Raw genomic sequence first — 18,380 nt, forward strand, 5'->3', positions numbered from 1 at the left:
CTCGCGAGGGGGTGGGAGAGTAGGACGCCGCCGGACACCCATTCACGAAAGGCCCACCCCACACCCGGGGTGGGCCTTTCGCATACCCCGAACACCCCCGCCACGACGCCCCCAGACCCGGGGCCCACACCGTGGGCCGCGCCCGTGCGCCTCCTGCGTGCCCGCGCGTGCGCGCCGCACCAGGCCGGCCCCACCAGCGCCGTGGGGCGCCGGCCGCGCGGGTGCCCACCGCCGGGCCCGCCGAGCTCGACAGCGCAGCCGCGGTCTCGAGCACTCTCCGCAGGGTCTTCACAGGCGGTGCTCTCTGCCCGTCTTCTGCCTCCGACCTGCGGGGATGACGTGTGTCTGTCCACATGCGGGGCTGGACCCGTGCGACTCAGTCTTACTGAGCGCAGACTCACTTGACATGGCGGCCGGGCGAGAGTGAGACTTCACTGAACGGAAACCCACTTCCGGTGGGCGGAATCCCCGAAGGAGGATCGCTCGATGACGAGTGCAGGTCTCGAGGCATTCAACGCGGCGGACAGCGAAGCCGCACGCGCCCAGGTGCTCTCGTGCGCGGCCGTCGCCCGCTGGGCTGACGCGGTGGTCGCGGGCCGCCCGTACGCGGACACGGAGGCTGCACTCGCCGCGGCACGCTCGGTGGCGGACCCGTGGAGCGACGAGGAGATCGACTCCGCGCTCTCGCGGCACCCCCGGATCGGCGAGCGTGCGTCCGGGGACGACGCGGACGCGGCGCACTCGCGCCGGGAGCAGGCCGGCCTCGGTGACCTGAGCGGGTCGGTGGAGGACCGGCTGCGCGCGGGCAACCGCGCGTACGAGGAGCGGTTCGGTCACGTCTTCCTCATCCGGGCCGCAGGGCGCACCGCCGAGGAGATCCTCGCCTCGCTCGAGGAGCGCCTGGGGAACGACCCCGCCACCGAGCGACGTATCGCCGGCCAGCAGCTGCGGGAGATCGCCGTGCTGCGGCTGGAAGGAGAACTCTCATGACCTCGCACATCACCACCCACGTGCTGGACGCCGTGTCCGGCCTGCCGGCCGCCGGCGTGGGCGTCTCCCTGTGGAGCGTCGGCGCGGACGACGCGACCCGGCTCGCGGACGCCACCACCGACGCGGACGGCCGCGTGAAGGACCTCGGGCCGGAGTCGATCGAGCCCGGCACCTATCGCGTGACCTTCGCGACCGGCGACTACTTCGCCGCCCGGGGAGTCGCGACCTTCTACCCGTCGATCACCATCGACTTCACCGTCGAGGCCGGGCGCGACCATTACCACGTGCCCTGCCTGCTCAGCCCGTTCGCGTACTCCACGTACCGCGGGAGCTGAGGGGCCTTCAGGCCTGCGTCACCACGGTCGCGGCACAGACGCCGCGACCCGCGTCATCGTCATCGGGGACGTACCGGGGCCGCCATCGTGGGCGGTCCCGGGCAACGCAACAACGGATGCGCAACAACAGATGAAGGAGTCAGCAATGACCGCCACCGCCACCGACGCCCAGGTCACCACGGGCACGATCGTGCTGGGGGACAACCAGTACGGCAAGGCCGAGGTCCGCGTCATGAAGGTCGATCGCGACCAGGCGCGTCACCGGATCACCGAGCTCTCGGTGACCTCGCAGCTCCGGGGAGACTTCTCCGCCGCGCACATCGACGGGGACCAGGGTCGCGTCGTCCCGACGGACACGCAGAAGAACACCGTCTTCGCGCTCGCCAAGGACGGCATCCCCTCGCCGGAGGAGTTCGCGCTGCGTCTGGGCGAGCACTTCGTGTCGAGCTTCGAGTGGATCGAGGGCGGCCGCTGGGAGGCCAAGGAGTACACCTGGGAGCACATCCCCTCGTCGCTGACCAACCACGTGACCGACGGCGAGCACGACCACGCGTTCGTCAAGGGTGGCACCGAGACCCGCACCACGGTGGTCCAGCGCGAGGGCGACGAGGTCTTCGTCGTGTCCGGCCTGGAGGACCTCAAGGTCCTCAAGTCCACGGGCTCCGAGTTCCACGGCTTCCCGAAGGACCGCTACACCACGCTGCAGGAGACCACCGACCGCATCCTCGCGACGTCGGTGACGGCCCGCTGGCGCTACACGTCGCTGGACATCGACTTCAACGCCGTCTACGACGACGTGCGCCGCATCCTGCTGGAGACCTTCGCCGACGTGCACTCGCTCGCGCTGCAGCAGACGCTCTACCAGATGGGCAAGCGCGTGCTCGAGGCGCACCCGGAGATCGGGGAGATCAAGTTCTCGATGCCGAACCTGCACCACTTCGTCGTGGACTTCGAGCCCTTCGGCCTGGAGAACCCGAACGAGGTCTTCTACGTCGCCGACCGGCCCTACGGGAAGATCGAGGCGGAGGTGAAGCGTGAGGGCGCCGACGCCGAGCCGCGCGCGTGGGCCACCGTCACGGGGTTCTGCTGACCCGGGTCCGCTGATCAGCGAAGCACCGTGCAGTCGGTTCGAAGGAGCATCGAGATGAGCACGACCACCATCGACGCGGCGGCCGCCACCGCCACGCCGCAGGGCGGCAGGCCGGAGGACGAGCGGTACCCGCTCGGCAAGACGTTCCTCTACGGCCTGCAGCACATCATGACGATGTACGGCGGCGTGATCGCGCCGCCGATCATCGTCGGGCAGGCGGCGGGGCTGACCGGGGCGGAGATCGGCGTCCTCGTCTCGGCGGCGCTGCTCGTCAGCGGGCTGGCCACCGCCCTCCAGACGCTCGGCATCCGCTTCTTCGGATCGCAGCTCCCGCTCGTGCAGGGCATCTCGTTCGCCACCGTGTCCACCATGGTCGCGGTGGCGAGCGGGGACGGCGGCCTGCCCGCCGTCTTCGGCTCCATCATCGTGGCCGCGGTGATCGGCCTGGCGATCAGCCCGTTCTTCGCGCAGGTGGTGCGGTTCTTCCCGCCCGTCGTGACGGGGACGATCATCACGATCATCGGGGTGTCGCTGCTGCCGACGGCGGCGGGCTGGATGATGGGCGGCGACGAGGAGGCGACGGACTGGGGGTCGGTACCCAACATCACGCTGGGGCTCGGCACGCTCGTCGTGGTGCTGGTGCTCAGCCGGTTCCTGCAGGGGACGATCTCCCGGCTGTCCATCCTCTTCGGCATCATCCTCGGCACCGTGGCGGCCGTGCCCCTCGGCCTCGCGGACTTCTCCGGGGTCGGCGAGGGGTCGCCGTTCGCCCTGCCGACGCCGTTCGTCTTCGGCGCCCCCGTCTTCGAGATCGGCGCGATCATCTCGATGACGATCGTCATCCTCGTCATCATGACCGAGACCACCGCCGACCTCATCGCCATCGGCGAGGTGCTCGACACCAAGGTCGACGCGAAGCGCGTGGGCGACGGTCTGCGGGCGGACATGGCCGCCACGCTGGTCGCGCCGTTCCTCAACTCGTTCCCGGCCTCGGCGTTCGCGCAGAACGTCGGCCTGGTCGCGATCACCGGCATCCGCTCGCGCTTCGCCGTCGCGGCGGGAGGCGCGGTCCTCTTCGTGCTGGGGCTGTTCCCGGTGCTGGGGCAGGTGGTCGCCGCGATCCCGTCGCCCGTCCTGGGCGGCGCCGGCATCGTCCTGTTCGGCTCGGTGGCCGTCTCGGGCATCCGCACGCTCTCGCGCGTCGAGTACGAGGGCAACCTCAACCTCACCCTCGTCGCGGTCGCCCTGGGCTTCGGCATCATCCCGATCGCGGTGCCGGACTTCTACGACCAGTTCCCGTCCTGGGTGGGGATGATCTTCCACTCCGGGATCGCGGCCGCGGCCGTCGTCGCCGTCCTGCTCAACCTCGTCTTCAACGAGATCCGTTGGGGCCGGCGCAGCAAGGACCCCTCGGTGTTCACTGCGGGCTCGTCGGCGCGGCTCGTGGTCACGGAGGAGCAGGAGCAGCGCCGCGCCGAGTACTTCGCGAAGCTGGACGCCGAGCGTCAGGACGAGCGCCGTCGCGCCCGGCTCAACGCGGACGTGCGTGCGCGGGTGCGCCACGGGCACGGGCGCCGGTCGGGCTGCGTGTCGGCGATCGACCTGGACGCCGACGGCGTGCCCGACGTGCTGCAGATCCGCGAGCCCGCCCCCATCGCGGTCGCGGGCCGTCGGACCGGTGTGGTCGACGCTCCGGCGGACGACTCCCACCAGCGGCTGGTGCCCGCGGGCGCCGCCGAACCGGGGGAGGCGTGAGGACTGCGGCGCCGCGCGCGCCGTCAGGCGGCGAGCAGCTCCCTCGAGATGGTGTCGGCCACCTCGTGGAGCAGCGGGAGCGCCGCCTCGCCGAACTCGTAGGTGACCCGGGCCGCCGGCCCGGACACCGAGAGCGCGGTCGGGGTGGGCGCGTCCTTCACGGGCACGGCGAAGCAGCGGACGCCGATCTCCTGCTCGCCGTCGTCGACGGCGTACCCCTGCTCGCGGATCGTGCCGATCTCCTTGATGAGGTCGTCCGGGTCCGTGATCGACAGGTCGGTGGCCGGCGGCATCCCGACGCGGCCCACGATGTCGCGGATGGTCTGGTCCGGCAGCTCGGCGAGCACCATCTTGCCGACGCCGGTGCAGTGCGTGTAGACGCGGCGGCCCACCTCGGTGAACATCCGCATCGAGTACGACGACGACGCCTGGGCGACGTACACCACCATGTCGCGGTCGATCATCGCGAGGTTGGCGCTCTCGCCGAGCTCGCGGGCGAGCCGCTCCAGGTGAGGGCGGGCGCTGGCACCGAGCTGGCGGCCGGCGCTCTCACCCAGCCGGATGAGACGAGGGCCCAGGGTGTAGCGGCGGTTCGGGAGCTGGCGCGCGTAGCCGCGACCGACGAGCGTGCGCATGAGGCGGTGGATCGTGGGGAGCGGGAGGCCGGCGGCGGCCGCCAGCTCGCTCAGCGCGGCGTCGCCGCCGAGGTCGGTCATGATCTCGAGCAGGTCGATCGCCCGGTCCACCGACTGGACTCCGGTGCCGTTCGCCATGGGTGTGGGCCCCCTCCGCAAAGTCTTCGGAACCGATCCCGGTTCTAGAAACCATCCTTCCACATCTCGGAACTTCATGTCATCAGTGCCACGAAAGGAAACCCAGGCCATGGCGATGCCCAGCCCCAGCTACACGATCACCCTCCGCGTCGAGGCGCCCGCCTCGCAGCGGGCGACGAGCGAGATCGTCCACGAGATCGCCGCGGCCGGTGGTTCGGTGATGGGCGTCGACATCGCCCAGTCGCACGCCGACACGATCGTCGTCGACGTCACCTGCGACACGGTCGACGCCGAGCACGGCGAGGGCATCGTCGCCGCGCTCGACGCCCTCGACGGCGTGCGCGTGCTGAAGATGTCGGACTCGACGTTCCTCATGCACCTCGGCGGCAAGATCTCCGTCACCCCGAAGGTGCCCCTGAAGACCCGCCGCGACCTCTCGCGCGCCTACACGCCGGGCGTCGCGCGCGTCTGCCTGGCGATCGCCGACCGCCCGGAGGACGCTCGCCGCCTCACCATCAAGCGCAACACCGTCGCGGTCGTCACCGACGGCACCGCCGTCCTCGGGCTCGGCGACATCGGCCCCGAGGCGGCCATGCCCGTGATGGAGGGCAAGGCGGCCCTGTTCAAGCAGTTCGCCGACGTCGACGCCTGGCCCATCGCCCTGGACACGACCGACACCGAGGAGATCATCCGCACCGTCAAGGCGATCGCCCCCGGCTTCGGTGGCGTGAACCTCGAGGACATCTCCGCGCCGCGCTGCTTCGAGATCGAGAAGCGGCTGCGCGAGGAGCTGGACATCCCGGTCTTCCACGACGACCAGCACGGCACCGCCATCGTGGTGCTCGCGGCGCTCATCAACGCGCTCAAGGTCGTGGACAAGAAGATCGAGGACGTGCGGATCGCGGTCTCCGGCGTCGGCGCCGCGGGCTCGGCCATCATCCGGCTGCTCCTCGCGCAGGGCGCCAAGGACATCATCGGCTTCGACCGGCACGGCGCGCTCACGCCGGAGTCGGCGGGCGACGACGAGAACCGCACCTGGATCGTGGAGAACACCAACCCGTCGGGCTTCACCGGGACCCTCAAGGAGGGGCTGGTCGGCGCCGACGTCTTCGTCGGTGTCTCGGCGGGGAACATCCTCACCGGCGCGGACGTCGCGACGATGAACGACGGCGCCATCGTGTTCGCGCTGGCGAACCCGACGCCCGAGGTCGACCCGATCGCCGCGGGCGAGACGGCGGCCGTCGTGGCGACCGGCCGCAGCGACTACCCCAACCAGATCAACAACGTGCTGGCGTTCCCGGGCCTGTTCCGTGGCCTGCTGGACGCGGGCGCCACGCAGATCACGGACGAGATGCTGCGCGTCGCCGCCGTGGCGATCTCGTCGGTGGTGAGCGACGACGAGCTCAACTCCGCCTTCGTCATCCCGGGCGTGTTCGACAGCCGCGTCGCCGAGGCCGTCGCGGACGCCGTGCGCGCCGAGGGGCTCAAGGAGGTCCCGGTCGCGGAGCACCGCGCCGAGGATGCCGAGCACCTGGCCCAGCACCTCGGTCGTGCGCTGCAGGCCGAGGGCGTGGCGGTGGCCCGGTGAAGGCCGCCCTCGACCAGGCCGCGCTCGACGACGTCGAGCGTCGGCTCGCCGCGCACGACGCCCACCTGGAGCGGGCGTACCCCGGCGACGACGGCACGCGCCAGCCCGTGCACACCGTGTACGTGCCGGCGCACCGGTACGCCGCAGGGCTCGCGCAGGACTGGGGCGCCCAGGCCCGCGCGGCCGTCGAGGCGCAGGGGACGGAGGCGCTGCTGGACGCCGTCGGCGTGCGGGACGACCTGCGCGAGGCTGTCGCGGCCCAGGTGGAGCGCAAGCTCGCCACCGAGCCGATCGAGGACCTGCGCATCGACCTCGAGGACGGCTACGGCACGCACCCCGACGCCGACGAGGACGAGGTGACGGCCGCTGCGGCGGGCGCGCTGCGCGCCGAGCTGGACGCCGGGGGAGCGACGCCGTTCGTCGGCATCCGCTTCAAGTGCTTCGAGCGCCCGACCCGCGCCCGCGGCCTGCGGACGCTCGACGTCTTCGTCAGCACGCTCGCCGCGTCGGGCGAGCTGCCCGACGGGCTCGTGCTGACCCTGCCGAAGGTGACCGGCGTGGCGCAGGTCGAGGCGATGGTCGCGGTGTGCGAGCGCCTCGAGGAGGCCAACGGCCTGCCGGTGGGGCGGCTGCGCTTCGAGGTGCAGGTCGAGACGCCGCAGTCGATCCTCGACTCCGCGGGCACGGCGACCGTGGCGCGGATGATCCATGCGGGGGCGGGGCGCGTGAGCGGCCTGCACTACGGCACGTACGACTACTCGGCGTCGCTCGGCGTCGCGGCGGCGTACCAGTCGATGGAGCACCCGGCGGCGGACCTGGCCAAGGAGGTCATGCAGCTCGCCGCGGCCGGCACGGGCGTGCGCCTGTCCGACGGGTCGACGAACGTCCTGCCCGTCGGCGACGACGCGCAGGTGCGCGCGGCGTGGGCCAACCACGGCCGCCTGGTGCGCCGCTCGCTGGAACGCGGGTACTACCAGGGGTGGGACCTGCACCCGGGGCAGCTGCCGAGCCGGTTCGCGGCGACGTACGCGTTCTACCGGGAGGGTTTCGAGCCTGCGGCGGAGCGCCTGTCGAACTACGTGAACAAGGTCGAGGGGGCGGTGCTCGACGAGCCCGCCACCGCCAAGGCGCTGGCGTGGTACCTCAAGCGTGGCGTCGACTGCGGCGCGCTGGGCGCCGACGAGATCGCCGAGCGCGTCGGGCTGCGGCCCGACGAGCTCACCGCGATGGTGACGCGCCCGCTCGGGGGCTGACCCCGCGGCATTCGCGCAGCGCACGGCCCCGACGGCCCGGCAGGACGACGTCCTGCCGGGCCGTCGGTGTGTGCGCGGGGTCACGACCGCACCGCGGGACGGGCCCGGGCAGGGGTTGACCGACGCGTCGACGCGGCGTAGCGTTTTCACAACAAGGAACCAATCTTCCATCTGGCGAAAGAGAGTCAGCGATGACGGACCAGATCCCCTACACCGTGAACTGCTCGATCCTCCTCACGGACCTGCCGCTCCTGGAGCGTCCGGCGGCCGCGAAGGCGGCCGGCTTCGACGGCGTCGAGTTCTGGTGGCCCTTCGCCACCCCGACGCCCGCGGCCGACGAGATCGACGCGTTCGTCGGGGCCCTGGCCGACGCCGGCGTGCAGCTCACCGGCCTCAACTTCGACGCCGGCAACATGCCCGGCGGCGACCGGGGCCTGATCTCCTGGCCCGAGCGCACGGCCGACCTGCGCGCGAACCTCGACGTCGTCGCCCGCATCGGCGAGCGCACCGGCTGCCGCGCGTTCAACGCGCTGTACGGCAACCGCGTCGACGGCGAGGACCCGGCGGCGCAGGACGCGCTCGGCGCCGAGAACCTCGCACTCGCCGCCCGCGCGGTCGAGCGCATCGGCGGCACCGTGCTGCTGGAGCCGGTCTCCGGCACCCCCGCCTACCCGCTCAAGACGTCGGCCGACGCGGTCGCCGTCCTCGACCGGGTCCGCGACGAGCACGGCGCGACCAACCTCGGGCTGCTGTTCGACGTCTACCACCTGTCGGTCAACGGCTCCGACGTGGACCTCGACCTCAAGACCTACGGCGACCGCATCGCCCACGTGCAGATCGCCGACGCCCCGGGCCGCGGCGCCCCGGGCAGCGGGGACCTGCCGATCCAGCGCTGGATCGACGACCTCCGCGCCGCCGGCTACGCCGGCCCCGTCGGCCTCGAGTACAAGGCGGAGCCCTCGGGCGACGCCGACCCGTTCGCCTGGCTCCCGCGCGAGCAGCGATCGGCGCGCTGAGCAGCCGACACCGCGCAGCCGGCACCGCGACCACCCTGACCTCCCCGGAAGGACACGACCAATGAGCACCATCGCCTTCATCGGCCTCGGCATCATGGGCAGCCCGATGGCCGTCCACCTGCAGAACGCCGGGCACGCCGTCGTCGGCTACAACCGCACGGCCGCCAAGGCGCAGCCCCTCGTCGAGGCGGGCGGCACCGCCGCCTCCTCCGTCGCCGAGGCGGTCAAGGCCGCCGACGTCGTGGCCGTCATGGTCCCGGACTCCCCGGACGTCGAGGGCGTGCTCACCGGCGACGACGGCGTCCTCGCGAACGCGCAGCCGGGCACCCTGATCATCGACTTCTCGTCGATCCGCCCCGACGTCACCGTCGCGCTGGCCGAGCAGGCGAAGGCCGCCGGCTTCCGCTACCTCGACGCGCCGGTCTCCGGCGGCGAGGCGGGCGCGAAGAACGCCGCCCTGTCGATCATGGTCGGCGGCTCCGCCGAGGACTTCGCCGCGGCGTCCGACGTGTTCGACGCGGTCGGCAAGACGGTCGTGCACGTGGGTCCCTCGGGCTCCGGCCAGACCGTCAAGGCCGCGAACCAGCTCATCGTGGCCGGGAACATCGCGCTCCTGGCCGAGGCCGTGGTCTTCCTCGAGGCGTTCGGCGTCGACACGGAGGCGGCCGTCAAGGTCCTCGGCGGCGGCCTCGCCGGCTCGGCCGTGCTGAACCAGAAGGCCGAGAAGATGCTGGGCCGCGAGTTCGCGCCGGGCTTCCGCATCGACCTGCACCACAAGGACCTGGGCATCTTCACCACCGCCGCCCGCGAGCAGGGCGTCGTCGCCCCCGTCGGCGCCGTCGTGGCGCAGCTCATGGCCGCGGCCCGCGCCGAGGGCGACGGCTCGCTGGACCACTCCGGCCTGTTCAACGCCATCGCGCGACTGTCCGGCCGCTGAGCCGACCCGACGTTCCAGAAGACTCGAAGGAGAGCACCATGCCCCGCATGCGCGCGGTCGACGCCGCGGTCGCCATCCTGGCGAAGGAGGGTGCCACCGAGGCCTTCGGCCTCCCCGGCGCCGCCATCAACCCGTTCTACGACGCCATGCGCCAGCACGGCGGCATCCACCACGTGCTCGCCCGGCACGTCGAGGGCGCGTCGCACATGGCCGACGGCTACTCGCGTGCCGAGCGCGGCAACATCGGCATCTGCATCGGCACGTCGGGCCCCGCGGGCACCGACATGATCACGGGCCTGTACGCCGCGTGGGCGGACTCGATCCCGATGCTGTGCATCACGGGCCAGGCCCCCGTGGCCAAGCTCGACAAGGAGGACTTCCAGGCCGTCGACATCGCGTCGATCGCCGCGCCGGTCACCAAGCTGGCCAAGACGGTCCTCGAGGCGTCGCAGGTGCCGGGCGTCTTCCAGCGCGCGTTCCAGCTCATGCGCTCGGGCCGTCCCGGCCCGGTGCTCATCGACCTGCCGATCGACGTGCAGATGACGGAGATCGAGTTCGACCCGGAGACCTACCAGCCGCTGCCCGTGGAGCGCCCGCAGGCCACCCGCGAGCAGGTCGCCAAGGCGATCGACATGCTGCTGGCCGCCGAGCGCCCGCTGATCGTGGCCGGCGGCGGCATCATCAACGCCGGTGCGGAGGCCGAGCTGGTCGAGCTGGCCGAGACCCTCGGCGTGCCGGTCGTGCCGACCCTCATGGGCTGGGGCGCGATCCCCGACGACCACCCGCTGACCGCGGGCATGGTCGGCATCCAGACGTCGCACCGCTACGGCAACGCGACGTTCCTGGAGTCGGACTTCGTGATCGGCGTCGGCAACCGGTGGGCCAACCGCCACACCGGCGGTCTGAAGACGTACACCGAGGGCCGCACCTTCGTGCACGTCGACATCGAGCCCACGCAGATCGGCCGCGTGTTCGCGCCCGACTACGGCGTGGTCTCCGATGCCGGCGCGTTCCTGCGCACCGCGCTCGAGGTCGCCGCCGAGCGCAAGGCCGCCGGGAAGGTGAAGGACTATTCGGCGTGGGCCGCCTCGGCGCAGGAGCGCAAGGGGGCGCTGCAGCGCAAGACGCACTTCACCGAGATCCCGATCAAGCCGCAGCGCGTGTACGAGGAGATGAACAAGGCCTTCGACCGCGACACCGTCTACGTCACCACGATCGGCCTGTCGCAGATCGCCGGCGCCCAGCTGCTGCACACCTACCACCCGCGGCACTGGATCAACGCCGGCCAGGCGGGCCCGCTGGGCTGGACCGGACCGGCCGCGCTCGGCGTCTCGCGGGCGCTGCCCGAGGGCAACGTCGTCGCCCTCTCCGGCGACTACGACTTCCAGTTCATGCTGGAGGAGCTCGCCGTGGGCGCGCAGCACCACCTGCCCTACGTGCACGTCGTGGTGAACAACGCCTACCTGGGCCTGATCCGCCAGTCGCAGCGCGCGTTCGACATGGACTTCCACGTGTCGCTCGCGTTCGACAACATCAACATGTCGGACGGCGACGGGGAGCCCGAGGGCTACGGCGTCGACCACGTCAAGGTCGCCGAGGCCCTGGGCTGCAAGGCGATCCGCGTCAAGGACCCGGAGGACCTGGGCGCCGCGTTCGCCAAGGCGCAGGCCATGACGGCGGAGTTCCGCGTCCCCGTGGTGGTCGAGGTCATCCTCGAGCGGGTCACCAACATCGCGATGGGTGCCGAGCTCGACGGGGTGAACGAGTTCGAGGACCTGGCCATCTCGGCCGAGGACTCGCCCACGGCCATCGCGCTGCTCGACTAGCGCGACCGGCCGAGCAGTACCCGACGACGGCGACGGGAGAGACGATGACGAGGACGGGCGGGCCCGACGGACGAGGGGGTGGAGCGACGGTGACGACGCCAGTGACGACGACACGTCCGACGACGGCGCGCGTGCTGCTCGCCCCGGACAAGTTCAAGGGCTCCCTCACCGCGAGCGAGGTGGCCGCCCACCTGGCGGCCGGCCTGCGGCGGGTGGCGCCCGGCGTCCTCACCAGCGAGCTCCCCGTGGCCGACGGCGGCGAGGGCACCCTCGAGGCCGCCCTCGCCGCCGGGTACACCGCGGTGGACCTCGTGGCGACCGGCCCCCTCGGGGACCCGGTCGCCACCCGGTACGCCCGGCGTGGCGCCACCGCCGTCGTCGAGATGGCGACCGTCACCGGGCTCGGGATGGTCGACCCGACGCCGGGCACGGCGCTCGCCGCCACGTCCCGAGGCCTGGGCGAGGTCGTCGCGCACGCCCTGGACGCGGGCGCCCGGGAGATCGTCGTCGGGGTGGGCGGCTCCGCCAGCACCGACGGCGGGGCCGGGATGCTGGCCGCCCTGGGCGCGCGACTCACCACGGGCGCCGGCGACCTCGCCGACGGCGGCGGCCACCTGCACGAGCTGGTGGACGTGGACCTGTCGGGACTGCACCCGGCGCTCGCCGAGACCGAGATCGTCCTCGCGAGCGACGTGGACAACCCGCTGCTCGGCGAGCACGGCGCGGCCGCCGTGTACGGGCCGCAGAAGGGCGCGGGCCCCGAGACCGTGGTGGAGCTCGAGCTGGGCCTGGCGACCTGGGTCGACGTGCTCGCCACCGTGGGCGTCACCGGGGCCCGCGGCCACGCCGCCGAGCCCGGCGCCGGGGCCGCGGGCGGCGTCGGCTTCGCCTGCCTGCTGCTCGGCGCGGAGCGGCGCCCGGGCGTCGAGGAGGTGCTGGCGCTCACCGGCTTCGCCGACCGGCTCGCCGGCGTCGACCTCGTCGTCACGGGGGAGGGCAGCCTCGACGCGCAGTCCCTGCACGGCAAGACCCCGGTCGGCGTGGCCGCCGCGGCGGCCGCACGCGGCGTCCCCACGGTCGCCGTCTGCGGCCGCACCACCCTGAGCCCCGCGCAGGCGGCCACGGCCGGCCTTCGCGCGGTGCACGCCCTCACCGACGTCGAGCCCGACGTCGCCCGCTGCCTCGCCGAGGCGGGCCCGCTGCTCGAGACCCTCGCGGCGCGACTCGCCGACCACCTGCCGGCCCTGAACCCCGCGGCCCTGAACACCTTGGAGAACGCATGACCCACGACCTCGTCGTCCGCGCCGCCCGTGCCGTCACCCCCGAGGGGGAGCGCGCGGTCGAGGTGGGCGTGACCGACGGCCGGATCGCCGCCGTCGTGCCGCTCGGTGCGGGCCTGACCGGCGCGACGGTGCTGGAGCTCGCGGAGGACGAGGTGCTGCTGCCCGGCCTGGTCGACTCGCACGTGCACGTCAACGAGCCCGGCCGCACCGAGTGGGAGGGCTTCGCCACCGCTACGCGTGCCGCGGCGGCGGGCGGCGTCACGACCATCGTCGACATGCCGCTCAACTCGCTGCCGCCCACCACCTCGACGGCGAACCTCGAGGTCAAGAAGCAGCGGGCCGTGGACCAGGCGTTCGTCGACGTCGGCTTCTGGGGCGGTGCGGTACCGGGCAACACCGCCGACCTGCGCCCCCTGCACGACGCCGGGGTGTTCGGGTTCAAATGCTTCCTCGCCGACTCGGGGGTGCCGGAGTTCGGGCACCTGGAGGACGCGGAGCTGCGCGCCGACCTCGCGGAGCTGACGACGTTCGGCGCCCTGATGATCGTGCACGCCGAGGACCCGGGCACCCTCGAGGACGCCCCGCAGGAACCCGGGCCCGCCTACCGGAGCTTCCTCGCGTCACGACCCGCCAAGGCCGAGTCCACGGCGATCGCGGCGCTCATCGACGCGGCCCGCGCCACCGGGGCCCGCGCGCACGTGCTGCACCTGTCGGACGCAGACTCCTTGCCGATGATCGCGGCGGCCCGCGCCGAGGGCGTGCGCCTGACGGTCGAGACCTGCCCGCACTACCTGTCGCTCGACGCCGACCACGTGCCCGACGGCGCGACGGCCTACAAGTGCTGCCCGCCGATCCGCGAGCAGGACAACCAGGACCGGCTCTGGCAGGGCCTGCGCGACGGCCTGATCGACATCGTCGTCACGGACCACTCGCCCGCCACGGCCGAGCTCAAGCAGCCGGCCTCCGGCGACTTCGCTGAGGCGTGGGGCGGCGTCGCGTCGCTCCAGCTCGGCCTCGCCGTCGTCTGGACCGAGGCGCGCCGCCGCGGCGTCCCCCTCGCGGACGTCGTCGGGTGGATGTCCGCCGGCCCGGCCGCGCTGGTGGGCCTGGAGCGCAAGGGCGGCATCGTCGTCGGCAAGGACGCGGACCTCGCGGTCTTCGCCCCCGACGCGACGTTCGTCGTCGACCCGGCCCGCCTGCACCACAAGAACCCGGTCACGCCGTACGCCGGCCGCGACCTCACGGGCGTGGTGCGGCGCACCCTGCTGCGGGGAGGCGAGGTGGGCGACGAGCCCGCCGGCACCCTGCTGCGCCGCGGCGAGGGCTGAGCGCCCGGCCGCCCCCCACGGTCCCCCCGTCACCGAGAAGAACGAACGAGGACGCATCATGACGCGACTCCAGCCGGGCGACACCGCCCCCGACTTCACCCTGCCCGACTCCGCCGGCACCCCGGTGTCCCTCGCGGACGTCCGTGCCGCGGCCGACAAGGGCGTGGTCGTGTACTTCTACCCGAAGGCCGGCACCCCCGGCTGCACCACCGAGGCCTGCGACTTCCGCGACAACCTCGCGTCGCTCGCCGGGGCGGGGTACGCCGTCGTGGGGGTCTCCGCGGACCCGGTCGAGGACGTCCGCGCCTTCGTGGAGTCCGAGCACCTCACCTTCCCCCTCCTCAGCGACGCGGACCACGCCGTGGCCGACGCGTACGGCACCTGGGGCCCGAAGACGATCGGCGACCGGACGTTCGACGGGGTGCACCGCTGCACGTTCGTCGTCGAGCCGGACGGCACGCTCCGGTCCGCCGAGTACGACGTCGAGGCCACCGGGCACGTGGCCGCGCTGCGCGCGCGGCTCGTGGGTGCCTGAGCGCCGCGGACCCGCTAGGGTTTCACCCAGGCGATTCCGCTATGCGTAATCGAACTTTCAATATGCAACGCTTCGCAGAACAAGGAGGGACTGTCGTGGAGCTCCCCGACGGCCTGACCATCACCGCAGAGATCGGTGCGCGCGACACCGAGGTGCTCACCCCGGCCGCGCTCGACCTGATCGTGACCCTGCAGCGCGAGCTGGGCCCCCGTCGCCTCGAGCTGCTGGAGGCGCGGCAGCGACGCCGCCAGGCGCTGGCCGACGGCGGCACGCTCGACTTCCTGCCCGAGACCGCGCACATCCGCGCCGACGACTCGTGGAAGGTCGCGGAGCCGGCACCCGGCCTGGTCGACCGCCGGGTGGAGATCACCGGCCCGACCGACCGCAAGATGACGATCAACGCGCTCAACTCGGGCGCGAGGTGCTGGCTCGCCGACCAGGAGGACGCCAACACGCCGCAGTGGCGCAGCGTGGTGGGCGGCCAGCTCAACCTGCTCGACGCCATCGAGCGCCGGATCGACTTCACCAACGAGGCCGGCAAGTCCTACGCGCTGAAGCCGGACGACGAGCTGGCGACGATCATCATGCGCCCCCGCGGGTGGCACATGAACGAGAAGCACGTCCTGGTCGACGGCCAGGAGGCCTCGGGCTCCCTGGTCGACTTCGCGCTCTACGTCGCCACCGCGGGCCTGCGGCAGATCGCCAAGGGTCTCGGTCCGTACTTCTACCTGCCGAAGATGGAGTCCCACCTCGAGGCGCGGCTGTGGAACGACGCGTTCGTCCTCGCCCAGGACGCGCTCGGCATCCCGCGCGGCACCATCCGCGCCACCGTGCTCATCGAGACCATCCCTGCCGCGTTCGAGATGGAGGAGATCCTCTACGAGCTGCGCGAGCACTCGGCGGGCCTCAACGCCGGCCGCTGGGACTACCTGTTCTCGGTGGTGAAGAACTTCAGGACCCGTGGCTCGGAGTTCCTGCTGCCCGACCGCAACCAGATCACCATGACGGTGCCGTTCATGCGGGCCTACACCGAGCTGCTCGTCTCGACCTGCCACAAGCGCGGCGCCCACGCCATCGGCGGCATGGCCGCGTTCATCCCGAGCAAGGACGCCGAGGCGAACGAGCAGGCCTACGCCAAGGTGAGCGCCGACAAGGCGCGCGAGGCCGGCGACGGCTTCGACGGCTCGTGGGTGGCGCACCCCGGGATGGTCGCCACGTGCGAGGAGGCCTTCACCGCGGTGCTCGGCGACCGGCCGAACCAGATCGACCGCACCCGCGACGACGTGCGCGTCACGGCCGCCGACCTGCTGTCGGTCGACAAGACGCCCGGCACCGTCACCGAGGCCGGCCTGCGCAACAACGTCTCCGTCGGCATCCAGTACCTCCAGGCCTGGCTGGGCGGCCTCGGCGCCGTCGCCATCTTCGGCCTCATGGAGGACGCCGCGACGGCGGAGATCTCCCGGTCGCAGGTGTGGCAGTGGCTGCACAACGACGTCGTCCTCGCCGACAGCGGCGAGAAGGTGACGCGGGAGCTCGTCGAGCGCATCGTCGACGAGGAGGTGGCGAAGCTCCCGGGCGGCGCCGCCGCCTTCGACGAGGCGCGGGCCACGTTCATGGACGTGGCCGTCGCCGACGAGTACATCGACTTCCTCACGACGGCCGCCTACGAGCGGATGGACTGAGGAGACCCGGCACGCTCGGCTGCGACGGGGGCGCCGAGCACCGCCGGACCGGAGACGGCCGGGACCGCGACCTGTGTGGCGTGGTCCCGGCCGTCTCGCCGTCTGCACCGTGATGTGGAGACAACCTCCCGGACATGTGCCGACCACTAGACTGGCGGCCATGTCCACCATCTCCCGAGACGAGGTCGCGCGCGTCGCCGCCCTGGCCCGGATCGACCTGCGCGACGACGAGGTCGACCGGCTCGCCGGCGAGCTCGACGTCATCGTCGACTCGATCGCCCGCGTGCGCGAGGTCGCCACCCCTGACGTCCCCGCGACGAGCCACCCGCTGCCCCTGACGAACGTGTTCCGCGAGGACGTGCCCCAGCCGGCGCTGCCCGTGGCCGACGTGCTGGCCGCCGCGCCGGACGCGCAGGACGGGCGCTTCGCCGTCCCGCAGATCCTCGGGGAGGAGTGAGATGACGGACCTGACCCGCCTGTCCGCGGCGGAGCTCGCCGAGACCCTCGCGCGCAAGGAGGCCTCGAGCGTCGAGGCCACGCGCGCGCACCTGGACCGCATCGCCGCCGTCGACGGCGACGTGCACGCGTTCCTGCACGTGAGCGAGGACGACGCGCTGGCCACGGCCGCCGACGTCGACGCCCGCCGCGCCGCCGGCGAGGAGCTGCACCCGCTGGCCGGCGTGCCGATCGCCGTCAAGGACGTCGTCGTGACGAAGGGCCTGCCCTCCACGGCCGGCTCCAAGATCCTCGAGGGCTGGATCCCGCCGTACGACGCGACGCTCGTCGAGAAGATCCGCGCCGCGGGCCTGCCGATCCTGGGCAAGACGAACATGGACGAGTTCGCGATGGGCTCCTCCACCGAGCACTCCGCGTTCGGCAACACCCACAACCCGTGGGACCTCGACCGCATCCCCGGCGGGTCGGGCGGCGGCTCCGCCGCGGCCGTCGCCGCCTTCGAGGCGCCGCTCGCGATCGGCACCGACACGGGCGGCTCCATCCGCCAGCCGGGGGCCGTCACCGGCACCGTCGGCGTGAAGCCCACCTACGGCGGCGTCTCGCGCTACGGCCTCATCGCCATGGCGTCGTCGCTCGACCAGGCAGGCCCCGTGACGCGCACCGTGCTGGACTCGGCGCTGCTGCACGAGCTCATCGGCGGCCACGACCCGCGCGACTCGACGTCCATCGCCGAGCCGCTGCCGCGGCTGGTCGACGCCGCCCGCCAGGGCGCGCTGGGCGACCTGTCCGGCCTCAAGGTCGGCGTCGTCACGCAGCTGCAGGGCGAGGGCTACCAGCCCGGCGTGCTCGCGCGCTTCCACGAGTCGCTCGAGCTGCTGACCAAGGCCGGGGCGGAGGTCGTCGAGGTCTCCTGCCCGAGCTTCGACTACGCGCTCGCCGCGTACTACCTGATCATGCCGGCGGAGGCGTCGAGCAACCTCGCGAAGTTCGACGGCATGCGGTTCGGCCTGCGGGTCGAGCCGGCCGACGGGCCGGTCACCGCCGAGCGCGTCATGGCCGCGACCCGCGGCGCGGGCTTCGGCGACGAGGTCAAGCGCCGCGTCGTGCTCGGCACCTACGCCCTGTCGGCGGGCTACTACGACGCCTACTACGGCAGCGCGCAGAAGGTCCGCACCCTCATCCAGCGCGACTTCGACGCCGCGTTCGCGCAGGCGGACGTGCTGGTCTCGCCCACGGCGCCCACCACGGCGTTCAAGCTGGGGGAGAAGCTGGACGACCCGCTGGCGATGTACCTCAACGACGTCGCGACCATCCCGGCCAACCTCGCCGGCGTGCCGGGCATCTCGGTGCCCAACGGCCTGGCCGAGTCGTCGGAGGGCGGCGCCGGCCTGCCGACAGGTTTCCAGATCCTCGCGCCCGCCAAGGCGGACGACCGCCTCTACCGCGTCGGCGCCGCGCTCGAGTCGGCCCTCGAGTCCACGTGGGGCGCGCCCCTGCTGGCCCGCGCGCCCGAGCTGGGCTGAGAACAGGAGA

The 18,380-nt window shown here is 72.7% G+C and carries 15 protein-coding genes and 1 pseudogene; 15 read left to right on the forward strand and 1 reads right to left on the reverse strand.

The genetic code is table 11. The features are described 5' to 3' along the window. The first annotated feature begins 486 nt into the window (after window positions 1-486). The 4 genes from uraD to ACH436_RS00020 all read left to right on the forward strand — a co-directional run bounded on the left by uraD (window position 487) and on the right by ACH436_RS00020 (window position 4,170). Window positions 487-990, forward strand: coding sequence for a 2-oxo-4-hydroxy-4-carboxy-5-ureidoimidazoline decarboxylase (gene uraD, locus ACH436_RS00005; protein WP_430558136.1), 504 nt, complete (start codon window positions 487-489; stop codon window positions 988-990). Beyond that, window positions 987-1,325 carry a hydroxyisourate hydrolase gene (uraH, locus tag ACH436_RS00010; RefSeq protein WP_430558137.1) on the forward strand — a complete coding sequence of 113 codons (339 nt, stop codon included), beginning with the start codon at window positions 987-989 and terminating at the stop codon, window positions 1,323-1,325. The genes uraD and uraH overlap by 4 nt, the downstream gene beginning before the upstream one ends. 145 nt (window positions 1,326-1,470) lie before the next feature. Next, entirely contained in the window at window positions 1,471-2,415 is a 945-nt protein-coding gene (gene pucL, locus ACH436_RS00015; protein WP_430558138.1) for a factor-independent urate hydroxylase, read from the forward strand. A 54-nt stretch (window positions 2,416-2,469) separates the two neighbouring features. Beyond that, window positions 2,470-4,170, forward strand: coding sequence for a nucleobase:cation symporter-2 family protein (locus ACH436_RS00020; RefSeq protein WP_430558139.1), 1,701 nt, complete (start codon window positions 2,470-2,472; stop codon window positions 4,168-4,170). Window positions 4,171-4,193: 23 nt separating this feature from the next. On the opposite strand, the gene ACH436_RS00025 is transcribed toward ACH436_RS00020, so the two are convergent. Continuing rightward, window positions 4,194-4,943, reverse strand: coding sequence for an IclR family transcriptional regulator (locus ACH436_RS00025; RefSeq protein ID WP_430558140.1), 750 nt, complete (start codon window positions 4,941-4,943; stop codon window positions 4,194-4,196). Window positions 4,944-5,052: 109 nt separating this feature from the next. On the opposite strand from ACH436_RS00025, the gene ACH436_RS00030 reads away from it, so the two are divergent. The 11 genes and pseudogenes from ACH436_RS00030 (at window position 5,053) to gatA (ending at window position 18,370) form a co-directional block, all read left to right on the forward strand. Then, entirely contained in the window at window positions 5,053-6,531 is a 1,479-nt protein-coding gene (locus ACH436_RS00030; protein WP_430558141.1) for an NAD-dependent malic enzyme, read from the forward strand. Next, on the forward strand, window positions 6,528-7,784 hold the full coding sequence (locus tag ACH436_RS00035) for a DUF6986 family protein (protein ID WP_430558142.1): 1,257 nt from the start codon (window positions 6,528-6,530) through the stop codon (window positions 7,782-7,784). The genes ACH436_RS00030 and ACH436_RS00035 overlap by 4 nt, the downstream gene beginning before the upstream one ends. Window positions 7,785-7,987: 203 nt before the next feature. Beyond that, window positions 7,988-8,800 carry a hydroxypyruvate isomerase family protein gene (locus tag ACH436_RS00040; RefSeq protein ID WP_430559121.1) on the forward strand — a complete coding sequence of 271 codons (813 nt, stop codon included), beginning with the start codon at window positions 7,988-7,990 and terminating at the stop codon, window positions 8,798-8,800. Between the two features lie 37 nt (window positions 8,801-8,837). After that, window positions 8,838-9,737 (forward strand): annotated as a pseudogene (locus tag ACH436_RS00045) (2-hydroxy-3-oxopropionate reductase); the annotation flags it as partial. A gap of 38 nt (window positions 9,738-9,775) precedes the next feature. Continuing rightward, window positions 9,776-11,563 carry a glyoxylate carboligase gene (gcl, locus tag ACH436_RS00050; RefSeq protein ID WP_430558143.1) on the forward strand — a complete coding sequence of 596 codons (1,788 nt, stop codon included), beginning with the start codon at window positions 9,776-9,778 and terminating at the stop codon, window positions 11,561-11,563. Between the two features lie 89 nt (window positions 11,564-11,652). Next, window positions 11,653-12,846, forward strand: coding sequence for a glycerate kinase (locus ACH436_RS00055; protein WP_430558144.1), 1,194 nt, complete (start codon window positions 11,653-11,655; stop codon window positions 12,844-12,846). Further along, window positions 12,843-14,174, forward strand: a complete 1,332-nt coding sequence (gene allB / locus ACH436_RS00060) for an allantoinase AllB (RefSeq protein WP_430558145.1) — start codon at window positions 12,843-12,845, stop codon at window positions 14,172-14,174. Before ACH436_RS00055 ends, allB begins: the two co-directional genes overlap by 4 nt. Window positions 14,175-14,232: 58 nt before the next feature. After that, window positions 14,233-14,709 (forward strand): thioredoxin-dependent thiol peroxidase, encoded by a 477-nt coding sequence (gene bcp / locus ACH436_RS00065; protein WP_430558146.1) that lies wholly within the window; start codon window positions 14,233-14,235, stop codon window positions 14,707-14,709. Window positions 14,710-14,771: 62 nt separating this feature from the next. Further along, on the forward strand, window positions 14,772-16,391 hold the full coding sequence (gene aceB / locus ACH436_RS00070) for a malate synthase A (protein ID WP_430558147.1): 1,620 nt from the start codon (window positions 14,772-14,774) through the stop codon (window positions 16,389-16,391). A gap of 160 nt (window positions 16,392-16,551) precedes the next feature. After that, the gene (gatC, locus tag ACH436_RS00075; RefSeq protein ID WP_429731461.1) at window positions 16,552-16,848 is read left to right on the forward strand and encodes an Asp-tRNA(Asn)/Glu-tRNA(Gln) amidotransferase subunit GatC; all 297 of its coding nucleotides are present in this window, start codon (window positions 16,552-16,554) and stop codon (window positions 16,846-16,848) included. Between the two features lies 1 nt (window position 16,849). Continuing rightward, window positions 16,850-18,370 carry an Asp-tRNA(Asn)/Glu-tRNA(Gln) amidotransferase subunit GatA gene (gatA, locus tag ACH436_RS00080; RefSeq protein ID WP_430558148.1) on the forward strand — a complete coding sequence of 507 codons (1,521 nt, stop codon included), beginning with the start codon at window positions 16,850-16,852 and terminating at the stop codon, window positions 18,368-18,370. Window positions 18,371-18,380 lie beyond the last annotated feature (10 nt).

Source organism: Isoptericola sp. NPDC019693, assembly GCF_044389085.1.
Taxonomy (GTDB): Bacteria; Actinomycetota; Actinomycetes; order Actinomycetales; family Cellulomonadaceae; genus Isoptericola.

Excerpts from the sequence above, each read along its gene's own strand:
- bcp (WP_430558146.1), top strand. The coding sequence starts at position 14,233 with ATGACGCGACTCCAGCCGGGCGACACCGCCCCCGACTTCACCCTGCCC.
- uraD (WP_430558136.1), top strand. The coding sequence starts at position 487 with ATGACGAGTGCAGGTCTCGAGGCATTCAACGCGGCGGACAGCGAAGCC.
- gatA (WP_430558148.1), top strand. The coding sequence starts at position 16,850 with ATGACGGACCTGACCCGCCTGTCCGCGGCGGAGCTCGCCGAGACCCTC.
- aceB (WP_430558147.1), top strand. The coding sequence starts at position 14,772 with ATGCAACGCTTCGCAGAACAAGGAGGGACTGTCGTGGAGCTCCCCGAC.
- uraH (WP_430558137.1), top strand. The coding sequence starts at position 987 with ATGACCTCGCACATCACCACCCACGTGCTGGACGCCGTGTCCGGCCTG.
- ACH436_RS00030 (WP_430558141.1), top strand. The coding sequence starts at position 5,053 with ATGGCGATGCCCAGCCCCAGCTACACGATCACCCTCCGCGTCGAGGCG.
- ACH436_RS00025 (WP_430558140.1), bottom strand. The coding sequence starts at position 4,943 with ATGGCGAACGGCACCGGAGTCCAGTCGGTGGACCGGGCGATCGACCTG.
- pucL (WP_430558138.1), top strand. The coding sequence starts at position 1,471 with ATGACCGCCACCGCCACCGACGCCCAGGTCACCACGGGCACGATCGTG.
- allB (WP_430558145.1), top strand. The coding sequence starts at position 12,843 with ATGACCCACGACCTCGTCGTCCGCGCCGCCCGTGCCGTCACCCCCGAG.
- gcl (WP_430558143.1), top strand. The coding sequence starts at position 9,776 with ATGCCCCGCATGCGCGCGGTCGACGCCGCGGTCGCCATCCTGGCGAAG.
- ACH436_RS00020 (WP_430558139.1), top strand. The coding sequence starts at position 2,470 with ATGAGCACGACCACCATCGACGCGGCGGCCGCCACCGCCACGCCGCAG.
- gatC (WP_429731461.1), top strand. The coding sequence starts at position 16,552 with ATGTCCACCATCTCCCGAGACGAGGTCGCGCGCGTCGCCGCCCTGGCC.